Below are 10,336 nucleotides of genomic sequence, written 5' to 3'. Positions count from 1 at the left end.
GACAACTATTTACCCACATGTGATTAAAACTGTCCACATGTTATACACAAATTGTGGATAAGATAAAGATGTGGAAAACTTATTCAAAGTGAAAACACAACTATAATATCAAAAAAAAGTGGCTATAGCAATGAATTTAAGAAAGTTATCCACAAAATCAATACCTTGTGGAATAAACTTGTCCACAACACGATATACTGTGTAAAAGTGCGAAAAAAGTTTGTGGATATAAAAAGCGTGAAAAAATATTTATCCACAAGGAAATATAGGTGCTGTGAAAAAGTATGTGAATAGGTTCAAAATGAATATTTGATGAAAATTTCTAGAACCATTGACATTTTCCTAGTTAATTAACTATAATTTATAGGACTGTCTTTAACAGATATTCCTCAGGGAGGTGTCATATAATGAAAAGAACTTACCAACCAAATAAACGTAAGCGCAGCAAAGTACATGGTTTCCGCAGCCGTATGAGCACAGCGAACGGACGTAAAGTGCTAGCAGCTCGTCGTCGTAAAGGAAGAAAAGTATTATCTGCGTAGACCACTGATCGTTCAGTGGTCTTTTTTTCTAATAATAGTGAATTTCCGCTGATGAAATACAGGAGTGTCAATTGATATGAAGAAAAAACATCGTATAAAGAAGAATGATGAATTCCAGGCGGTTTTTCAAAAAGGAAAATCAAATGCAAATCGTCAGTTTGTTGTATACCAATTAGATAAAGAAGAACAGCCAAACTTTCGCATCGGCCTTTCTGTTAGCAAGAAAATAGGAAATGCAGTAGTTCGTAATCGAATTAAGCGCATGGTCCGTCAGGCTATTACAGAGTTAAAAGATGAGATAGCTTCTGGAAAAGATTTTGTTATAATAGCAAGGAAGCCTTGTGCAGAGATGACATATGAAGAAGTAAAGAAAAGCTTAATTCATGTCTTTAAACGCTCTGGTATGAAAAGAATAAAAAAGTAGCGTAAGGAAATGAATTACACTATATACATACCGATACAAGGAGGAGTAGGCTTTGAAAAAGAAATTAGGTTTACTAGCCATGCTTATTGCATTAATGGCGATTACTGCTGGCTGTAGTGAAGTAAATCAGCCAATTACACCAAAAAGCACTGGAATTTGGAATGAATACTTCGTATACCCGCTTTCTCAGTTAATCACGTATTTTGCAAACTTATTTAACAGTAATTATGGTTTAGCAATTGTTGTTACGACTCTTATCATTCGTTTTGCGTTATTACCATTAATGATTAAACAAACGAAGAGTACGAAAGCGATGCAAGCGTTACAACCGGAAATGGTGAAGTTAAAAGAGAAATATAGCTCTAAAGATCAAGCGACACAGCAAAAACTGCAGCAAGAAATGATGCAGTTATACCAAAAAAATGGTGTAAATCCATTAGCTGGTTGTTTACCAATCTTTATTCAAATGCCAATTCTGTTCGCTTTTTATCATGCAATTATGAGAACAGCTGAAATTAAACAACATAGTTTCTTATGGTTCGATTTAGGACATGCAGACCCGTTCTATATCTTACCAGTCGTTGCAGCAATTACGACATTTATTCAGCAAAAGCTTGCAATGGCAGGAACAGCTGGTCAAAATCCACAAATGGCAATGATGCTTTGGCTTATGCCGATTATGATTTTAATCTTTGCAATTAACTTCCCAGCTGCATTATCACTTTACTGGGTTGTTGGTAATATCTTTGGTATTGCTCAAATGTACTTTATTAAAGGGCCAGAGATTAAGGCTAGTAAGGCTGGTAAGGCTGGAGGCTCAAGCAAGTGAGTGTAATTACTGCTAAAGGACAAACAGTCGAGCTGGCAGTAGAGGATGCTTTAAGGCAATTAAATACATCAAAAGATCGAGTAGATATAAATATTGTCGATGAGGGTAAAAGGGGATTCTTAGGTTTATTTGGGAATCGCCCTGCAGTAGTAGAAGTTGTATTGAAGAAAGATCCAATTCAAGAATGTGAAGAATATTTAAGAAATGTTATTCACGATATGGGTGTGGAAGTCGAGATTAGTAAAATTGTAAAAGGACGCGAAATCGAATTTACAATTTCTGGTGATAATGTAGGTGTTTTAATTGGGAAAAGAGGTAATACATTGAACTCTTTACAGTATTTAACAAAACTTGTCGCGAATCGTAACACGAAGCAGTATATCGGTATTACACTAGATGCTGAAAATTATCGTAGTAAAAGAAAAAGTACGTTAGAATCACTTTCTTATCGATTAGCGAAACAAGTATTTAATACGAAAAAAAGAGTTATTTTAGAACCGATGCCATCTTTTGAACGAAAAATTATTCATCAGGCATTATCAAATCATCAAGGTATCAATACAACTTCTGAAGGAAATGAACCACATCGGCATGTTGTAATATCTCCTAAATGACCGGTTGCTCAAATGAGTGCCGGTTTTTTTGAGCGGAAAATAGATGTGGATAACTAAAAAACACTAAACTTATCCACTGTGAATAAGTTTAGTGTTTTTTACATGGGGATATAATAAAATGAGTTATTCTTCTTTTGTAGATAGGTTCGTTATGGTATCCTAATAATTTAGTGAAAGAAATAATCATGTTGAAATAGAGATAAATAAGCAAGTGAGGTGAAAGGACATGGAATTTGATACAATTGCTGCGATTTCCACAGCGCTTGGAGAGGGTGCAATTGCCATTGTTCGAGTAAGTGGGGATGATGCGGTTGAGAAAGTTGATCGTATTTTTAAGGGGAAGGATTTAACAGAGGTTCCTTCTCACACTATTCATTATGGTCATATTGTTGATTTAGATACAAATCAAGTTATTGAAGAAGTTATGGTGTCTATTATGCGCGCACCAAGGACTTTTACACGTGAAAATATAGTGGAAATTAACTGTCACGGTGGACTTGTTTCAGTAAATAAAGTATTGCAACTTATTCTAGCACAAGGAGTACGATTGGCAGAACCGGGCGAATTTACAAAACGTGCTTTTTTAAATGGACGTATCGACTTATCACAAGCAGAAGCTGTTATGGATTTGATTCGAGCAAAAACAGATCGTGCGATGAATGTAGCAATTAATCAAATGGAAGGGCGATTATCTAAATTAATTGGTCTTTTGCGTCAAGAAATATTAGAAACATTAGCTCATGTTGAGGTAAATATAGATTATCCAGAATACGATGATGTAGAAGAGATGACACATAATATTTTAATTGAGAAAGCGACGCATGTTCGTTCGGAAATCGAAAAAATATTAGAAACATCAAAACAGGGGAAAATTTTACGTGAAGGTATTGCTACAGCAATTATCGGTAGACCTAACGTTGGGAAATCATCGTTATTAAATAGTCTTGTTCAGGAGAAAAAGGCAATTGTAACTGATATTGCAGGAACAACTCGTGATGTTATTGAAGAGTACGTTAACGTGCGTGGTGTACCTCTTAAACTTATAGATACAGCCGGTATTCGGGAGACAGAAGATGTTGTTGAACGAATTGGTGTGGAACGTTCAAAAGAAATGATGAGCCAAGCGGATTTAGTATTAGTTGTTGTCAACTATAGCGAGGCTTTAACAAATGAGGATGAAGATCTATTCCGTGCGGTACAAGGAAAAGACTTTATTGTTATTGTGAATAAGACTGATTTACCGCAAGCGATTGATATGGAACGTGTTACAGAGTTAGCCGCGGGAAATCGTGTTATTACAACATCCTTAATTGAGGAACAAGGAATAGATGAACTCGAAAAGGCAATAGCTGATTTATTCTTTGAAGGAACAATCGATTCTGCAGATATGACATATGTTTCTAATGCGAGACATATTGGATTATTAACACAAGCAGGAAAAACAATCGGTGATGCAGTTGAGGCGATTGAAAATGGTGTACCAATTGATATGGTACAAATTGATTTAACAAGAACGTGGGAAATACTTGGTGAAATTACTGGGGACACAGTGCATGAAAGCTTAATTGACCAGTTGTTCTCTCAATTTTGTTTAGGAAAATAATATAGTGAAGTTGTAGAAAGATAGAGATTATTAGGAGGAATAAACAATGGGATACAATGCCGGTTCATACGATGTCATAGTAATCGGTGCAGGTCATGCAGGATGTGAAGCTGGTCTTGCGGCAGCACGAATGGGCTCAAAAACATTAATGTTAACAATTAACTTGGATATGGTAGCATTCATGCCATGTAACCCTTCTGTTGGTGGACCAGCAAAAGGGATTGTTGTTCGTGAAATTGATGCATTAGGCGGAGAAATGGGACGTAATATTGATAAAACTCATATTCAAATGCGTATGCTAAATACAGGTAAGGGACCAGCCGTACGTGCACTTCGAGCGCAAGCTGATAAATTCGCTTACCAACATGAATTAAAGAAAACAATTGAAGAAACACCAAACTTAACGTTGTTCCAAGGAATGGTAGAGCGTTTAATCGTTGAAGAAGGTGTATGTAAAGGGGTAGTTACACAAGCTGGTGCAGAATATACAGCAAAAACCGTTGTAATTACAACTGGAACATTTTTACGCGGCGAGATTATCATGGGCGACTTAAAATATTCAAGCGGTCCAAATAATCAGCAACCGTCTATTACATTATCTGAGCATTTAGAGGAACTTGGATTTGATCTTGTTAGATTTAAAACAGGGACACCTCCGCGTGTAAACAGTAATACAATTGACTACAGTAAAACAGAAATTCAACCAGGTGATGATAAGCCACGTGCGTTCTCTTTTGAAACAACGAAATTTATTATGGATCAAATTCCATGTTGGTTGACATATACAAGTACAGAAACACACCGTTTAATAGATGAAAATTTACATCGTTCAGCTATGTATTCTGGTATGATTAAAGGAACAGGCCCTAGATACTGTCCTTCTATTGAAGACAAAGTAGTAAGATTTAATGATAAACCACGCCATCAAATTTTCTTAGAGCCAGAAGGGCGTAATACACAAGAAGTATATGTACAAGGTTTATCCACAAGCTTACCAGAAGATGTACAACGTGACATGCTTAGAACAATTCCAGGCCTAGAAAATGTTGAAATGATGCGTACAGGTTATGCAATTGAATATGATGCAATTGTGCCAACACAACTATGGCCAACACTTGAAACGAAAAAGATTAAAAATTTATATACAGCAGGACAAATTAATGGAACTTCTGGTTACGAAGAGGCGGCCGGACAAGGGCTTATGGCTGGAATTAATGCAGCATGCCGTTCTTTAGGTAAAAAAGAAGTTGTTTTAGGTCGCGAGGATGCTTATATTGGCGTCTTAATTGATGATCTTGTAACGAAAGGTACAAATGAACCATATCGTTTATTAACGTCTCGTGCAGAATACCGTCTATTATTACGCCACGATAATGCTGATCTTCGTTTAACTGAAGTTGGTCGTGAAATTGGATTAATTAAAGAAGAGCGCTATGAGCGATTTACAAATAAAAAATTACAAATTGAACAGGAAAAGGAACGGTTAAGCAGCATTATTATTAAACCACGTCCTGAAGTTCAAGAATTAATTCGCAATATTGGCGGAAGTGAATTGAAAGATGGAATACGTGCAAGTGACTTATTACGTCGTCCAGAGATGACATATGAGCATATTCACCTTTTAGTACCAAGTGAAGTAGAATTAAGTGATGAAGTTAAAGAACAAGTTGAAATTCAGATTAAGTATGAAGGGTATATTGAAAAATCTTTACAGCAAGTAGAGCGTATGAAGAAAATGGAGAGTAAAAAAATCCCTGTAGATATTGATTATGATGCGATTTCTAGCCTTGCTTCAGAAGCTAGACAGAAATTGAAAGATGTTCGTCCACTTTCAATGGGGCAGGCTTCACGTATTTCTGGCGTAAATCCAGCGGATATTTCCATTTTACTTGTGTATATAGAACAAGGAAAAATTGCACGCGTATCGAACCAATAAATAATAAGGAGATATTGCTAGATGAACATAGAACAATTTCAATCTATGCTAGAAGAGAAGGGAATCACCCTCTCTTCTAGACAGTTAGAGCAGTTCAAAATCTACTTTGAAACATTAGTAGAGTGGAATGAAAAAATGAACTTAACGGCTATTACAGAAAAAGAAGAAGTATATTTAAAACACTTTTTTGATTCCATTACAGCTGCTTTTTATTATGATTTTTCAAAACCATTCTCAATTTGCGATGTTGGTGCAGGGGCTGGATTCCCAAGTATTCCTTTAAAAATTTGTTTCCCGCATTTAAAAGTAACAATTGTAGATTCGTTGCAAAAACGTATTAATTTCTTAAATCACTTAGCACAAAAGTTAGAATTAAGTGATGTTGCATTTTGTCACGATCGTGCTGAAACATTTGGGAAAAAAGAAGGTGTACGTGAATCATACGATATTGTAATGGCACGTGCAGTTGCGCGTCTTTCTGTATTAAGTGAGCTATGTTTACCGCTTGTAAAAGTTGGAGGAACATTCATTGCAATGAAAGGTGCAGCAGCAAACGAAGAAATTGAAAATGGCAAGTATGCTTTAGAGGTGCTAGGCGGAGAGTTGAAAGAGATGTCTACTTTCCAATTGCCGTTTGAAGAGAGTGAACGTAATATTTTATTAATCGAGAAAAAGCGCAAGACACCAAAGAAATATCCACGCAAACCGGGAACACCCAATAAATTACCTATTGAAAAATAAATCTTATTAGACGTAAGATTAAATTATATAAATGAAAACGTAAATGTTTCATAGGAAACATTTTATGGAGAATAGTCAATAGGCCTAAAAGGTGGTGGAATATGTATGAAAAATACGTTTTCTCGTTTATTTGGCTTTGGAGATAAAGAGAGCGAATTCGAATTACAAGACGAAAGCCATGAAGAGATAGATAAAAAGGTATATGAAGAAATACAAGAAATTCCGATAGTAAATATTACTCCTAACCGTTATCAACCAAGAACAGTTTTTGATGATGCGCGTATTGATGAGCTAGCATTAACAATTCGTACACATGGACTTATTCAACCGATTGTTGTAAGGCAATATGAGGATGATAAGTACGAGATTATTGCTGGAGAAAGACGTTTTCGCGCGGCAACAAAGTTAGGTTGGGAAAAGGTTCCTGCAATTATAAAGAATTTAAATGATACAGAGACAGCTTCTGTAGCTTTAATTGAAAACTTGCAACGTGAGGAACTAACGGCAATCGAGGAAGCTGTGGCATATCAAAAGCTGATTGAGTTACATAATTTAACACAAGAAGCATTGGCACAACGACTTGGAAAAGGACAATCTACAATCGCAAATAAGTTGCGCTTGTTAAAGTTGCCTGAAGAAATAAAAAGTGCATTATTAGAAAAAAGCATTACAGAACGTCATGCCCGCGCTCTCATTCCTTTAAAAAATGAGGAATTACAACTGAAGGTTTTACAGGAAATTGTGGAGAAACAACTAAATGTAAAGCAAACAGAAGAACGAATTGCGAAGTTACTAGAGGAAGCGAAACCGAAGCGTAAGGCAAAGCAAAAAGCAGTAAGTCGAGATACGAGGATTGCTATGAATACAATTAGACAATCTTTACAAATGGTTACTGAAAGTGGTTTGAATGTTAATTCTGAGGAAGAAGAATTTGATGAGTACTATCAAATTACAATTAAAATTCCAAAGAAAAAATAATAATGACGTGCTAGAGACCTTATCCTATTGGAGAGGTCTCTTTTACTATATTTTCTTGTTAAATGAAGAAGGAGTTTAGAAATAAATTTTGAAGTTTAATAAAGGACGTAAAAGAAAAAGTTTTATTTCATGTTACAATAAACGTAATTGTTACTAGAATAAGATAGAAAGGTTGAAAGTAGGTGACATCATGGGAAAAATCATTGCTATTGCTAATCAAAAAGGCGGTGTTGGAAAAACAACAACATCTGTTAATTTAGGGGCTGGATTGGCGCAAGTAGGTAAAAAAGTCCTTCTTGTAGATATTGATGCTCAAGGAAATGCAACGACTGGTGTGGGAATTGAAAAATCTGAATTAGATCAATGTATTTACAACGTTCTTGTGGAAGATGCAGATGTTCAAGGGGTTATACAGAAAACCGCAACTGAAAACTTAGATGTTCTACCCGCTACAATTCAATTGGCTGGTGCTGAAATTGAATTGGTACCGACTATTTCCCGGGAAGTACGTTTGCAAAGAGCATTACAGCCAGTTCGTGATGAATATGACTATATTATTATCGACTGTCCCCCATCTTTAGGGTTATTAACGATTAATGCATTAACAGCAGCAGATTCTGTTATTATTCCTGTACAGTGTGAATATTACGCACTAGAAGGGTTAAGTCAGCTATTAAATACAGTTCGACTTGTACAAAAACATTTAAATAAAAATTTAGCAATTCAAGGTGTATTGTTAACAATGTTGGATGCCCGTACAAATTTAGGGATTCAAGTTATAGATGAAGTGAAAAAGTATTTTAGGGATAAAGTATATCGCTCGATTATTCCGCGTAATGTACGCTTGAGCGAGGCTCCAAGTCATGGGAAACCTATTATGCAGTATGACGCTAAATCAAGAGGAGCAGAAGTGTATATAGATTTAGCAGAGGAAGTGATTGCAGGTGGCTAAAGGATTAGGGAGAGGAATTAATGTGTTTTTTCCTGATTTAGATGTGAAAGAAGAGGAAACAATTCAGGAGATTCTTGTAACTGAATTAAGGCCGAATCCATATCAACCGCGTAAACACTTTAATAAAGAGGCGATTCAGGAATTAGCAATTTCGATTAAGGAACACGGTATTCTACAACCATTAATTGCTAGGAAGAGTATTAAAGGATATGAAATTGTTGCAGGTGAAAGACGATTTCGTGCTGCAAAAGAGGCTGGTTTAGAAAAAGTACCTGCGGTTGTAAGACAATTAACTGAACAGCAAATGATGGAATTTGCTTTGTTAGAAAACTTACAACGAGAAGATTTAAATCCTATGGAAGAGGCAATGGCATACCAGATGTTAATGAATGAGCTAAATGTAACGCAAGAACAATTAGCGAAACGTCTTGGTAAAAGCAGACCTTACATTGCAAATTATACTCGGTTATTAAGCCTACCTTCTTTCGTACAAGATATGATTGCAAATGGTCAACTTTCAATGGCTCATGGGAGAACTTTACTTACGATAAAAGATGAAGAACAATTGAAGTCCTTATTGAAACGCATTGAAAAAGAAGGATTAAATGTTCGTCAATTAGAGAAAATCGTCCAAGAGATTAATCAACACGTTTCACGTGAAACAAAAAAAGTGAAAAAAGAGCGAAATATATTTTTCGTAGAACGTGAAACGTTCTTAAGAGAAAAGTTTGGCACAGATGTGAAAATTAAAGAGACGAAAAAAGAAAAAGGTAAAATCGAAATTGAATTTTTTAATAAAGAAGATTTAAATCGTATTTTAGAACTATTAGCACAGAAAAATTAAAAAGCAAACCATCTTATTATTTATAGATGGTTTGCTTTTTTTAATGCGGATAATTTTTGATCCGTCTCTTTTATACTTTTTGCGATTACATCAGCCATTTTCATGACTAAACTTAATCTTGTATTTTGAAGAACGAAAAACTCCATAAACCCATTTAGATTGACGATACCGTGTATGTGCAAATCACCAACTGCAGGTAATTTCTTATTCATAGCAGCTCCAGGTTTACTAGGTCCCTTTCCAGTAGTGATTGATCCGATATTTTGGGACTTTCCTAAACATGCATCAACAGCAATTATAAATGCAGTAGGATATTCTTTCTGTATATTCTGAATCTTCTCTTCTAAATTTAGCGCATGTACTGGCTCATCTAGTGTACCGAATACTTGGAGGTTTTGGATGTCTATTTGTTCAAGTTTTGTACCAACTAATGGGCCGAGTGCGTCACCTGTAGAGCGATCTGTGCCGATACAAACGAGAATGAGTGGTATATTAGTTTTAATAGGAATATGGGTAAGTAAGAAATTACTGATTATCTCAGAGGCTTCTAAATCTTGGTGCATAACGTTTTGAGTTTCTTTCTCAAAAAATGGTAAGCGAAAACTTCCAATATTCATGAAGCACCCATCCTTTTAATAAATTTTCAATATATGTTATATGGTGAGGAAAATGGAAAGTTATAAGTGCGTAATTTTTGCAAAATGTGAATGAAAACGGAAATAATAGTACTAGTATATATATATTCGTTCCATTTTATACCTGGATGTCGGGGATAAAATAGGATTAAAATCATAAAATTTTTTCAGCAATTAGGGGACTTCTGATACAATAATAAGGGTAACTAAAAAGAAATTTTAGCTAGAGAGGTAGAGG

The 10,336-nt window shown here is 35.4% G+C and carries 11 protein-coding genes; 10 read left to right on the top strand and 1 reads right to left on the bottom strand.

Annotation, left to right across the window (positions count from 1 at the left end):
• Positions 1-407 precede the first annotated feature (407 nt).
• The 10 genes from rpmH (at position 408) to spo0J (ending at position 9,463) form a co-directional block, all read left to right on the top strand.
• Positions 408-542 carry a 50S ribosomal protein L34 gene (gene rpmH / locus ACTL4X_RS27610; protein ID WP_000831901.1) on the top strand — a complete coding sequence of 45 codons (135 nt, stop codon included), beginning with the start codon at positions 408-410 and terminating at the stop codon, positions 540-542.
• Positions 543-618: 76 nt separating this feature from the next.
• Positions 619-966, top strand: coding sequence for a ribonuclease P protein component (rnpA, locus tag ACTL4X_RS27605; protein ID WP_000726619.1), 348 nt, complete (start codon positions 619-621; stop codon positions 964-966).
• A 52-nt stretch (positions 967-1,018) separates the two neighbouring features.
• Positions 1,019-1,795 (top strand): YidC family membrane integrase SpoIIIJ, encoded by a 777-nt coding sequence (gene spoIIIJ, locus ACTL4X_RS27600; protein WP_000727734.1) that lies wholly within the window; start codon positions 1,019-1,021, stop codon positions 1,793-1,795.
• Positions 1,792-2,409, top strand: coding sequence for an RNA-binding cell elongation regulator Jag/EloR (gene jag / locus ACTL4X_RS27595; RefSeq protein ID WP_000111516.1), 618 nt, complete (start codon positions 1,792-1,794; stop codon positions 2,407-2,409). The genes spoIIIJ and jag overlap by 4 nt, the downstream gene beginning before the upstream one ends.
• A 226-nt stretch (positions 2,410-2,635) precedes the next feature.
• Complete coding sequence (gene mnmE, locus ACTL4X_RS27590) at positions 2,636-4,012, top strand: tRNA uridine-5-carboxymethylaminomethyl(34) synthesis GTPase MnmE (RefSeq protein ID WP_000393757.1); 1,377 nt, start codon at positions 2,636-2,638, stop codon at positions 4,010-4,012.
• Between the two features lie 46 nt (positions 4,013-4,058).
• Positions 4,059-5,948, top strand: coding sequence for a tRNA uridine-5-carboxymethylaminomethyl(34) synthesis enzyme MnmG (mnmG, locus tag ACTL4X_RS27585; RefSeq protein ID WP_000541031.1), 1,890 nt, complete (start codon positions 4,059-4,061; stop codon positions 5,946-5,948).
• 21 nt (positions 5,949-5,969) lie between these two features.
• Positions 5,970-6,689, top strand: a complete 720-nt coding sequence (rsmG, locus tag ACTL4X_RS27580) for a 16S rRNA (guanine(527)-N(7))-methyltransferase RsmG (protein WP_001019628.1) — start codon at positions 5,970-5,972, stop codon at positions 6,687-6,689.
• 105 nt (positions 6,690-6,794) lie between these two features.
• Positions 6,795-7,667: a nucleoid occlusion protein gene (gene noc / locus ACTL4X_RS27575; RefSeq protein ID WP_000799016.1), complete on the top strand. Its 873-nt coding sequence runs from the start codon at positions 6,795-6,797 to the stop codon at positions 7,665-7,667.
• Positions 7,668-7,857: 190 nt separating this feature from the next.
• Entirely contained in the window at positions 7,858-8,619 is a 762-nt protein-coding gene (soj, locus tag ACTL4X_RS27570) for a sporulation initiation inhibitor protein Soj (RefSeq protein WP_000516114.1), read from the top strand.
• A complete protein-coding gene (gene spo0J, locus ACTL4X_RS27565) occupies positions 8,612-9,463 on the top strand; it encodes a stage 0 sporulation protein Spo0J (protein WP_001051832.1) in 852 nt (283 codons plus the stop codon). Before soj ends, spo0J begins: the two co-directional genes overlap by 8 nt.
• Positions 9,464-9,483: 20 nt before the next feature.
• Here the strand turns inward: spo0J and yyaC are convergent, their stop codons facing one another.
• The gene (gene yyaC, locus ACTL4X_RS27560; RefSeq protein WP_001020714.1) at positions 9,484-10,080 is read right to left on the bottom strand and encodes a spore protease YyaC; all 597 of its coding nucleotides are present in this window, start codon (positions 10,078-10,080) and stop codon (positions 9,484-9,486) included.
• Between the last annotated feature and the right edge of the window lie 256 nt (positions 10,081-10,336).

Source organism: Bacillus sp. RE35 (assembly GCF_052146655.1).
GTDB classification, from domain to species: domain Bacteria; phylum Bacillota; class Bacilli; order Bacillales; family Bacillaceae_G; genus Bacillus_A; species Bacillus_A cereus.
This window is presented reverse-complemented; position numbering and strand designations above follow the sequence as displayed.

Excerpts from the sequence above, each read along its gene's own strand:
- rpmH (WP_000831901.1), top strand. The coding sequence starts at position 408 with ATGAAAAGAACTTACCAACCAAATAAACGTAAGCGCAGCAAAGTACAT.
- rnpA (WP_000726619.1), top strand. The coding sequence starts at position 619 with ATGAAGAAAAAACATCGTATAAAGAAGAATGATGAATTCCAGGCGGTT.
- mnmE (WP_000393757.1), top strand. The coding sequence starts at position 2,636 with ATGGAATTTGATACAATTGCTGCGATTTCCACAGCGCTTGGAGAGGGT.
- mnmG (WP_000541031.1), top strand. The coding sequence starts at position 4,059 with ATGGGATACAATGCCGGTTCATACGATGTCATAGTAATCGGTGCAGGT.
- rsmG (WP_001019628.1), top strand. The coding sequence starts at position 5,970 with ATGAACATAGAACAATTTCAATCTATGCTAGAAGAGAAGGGAATCACC.
- noc (WP_000799016.1), top strand. The coding sequence starts at position 6,795 with ATGAAAAATACGTTTTCTCGTTTATTTGGCTTTGGAGATAAAGAGAGC.
- soj (WP_000516114.1), top strand. The coding sequence starts at position 7,858 with ATGGGAAAAATCATTGCTATTGCTAATCAAAAAGGCGGTGTTGGAAAA.
- yyaC (WP_001020714.1), bottom strand. The coding sequence starts at position 10,080 with ATGAATATTGGAAGTTTTCGCTTACCATTTTTTGAGAAAGAAACTCAA.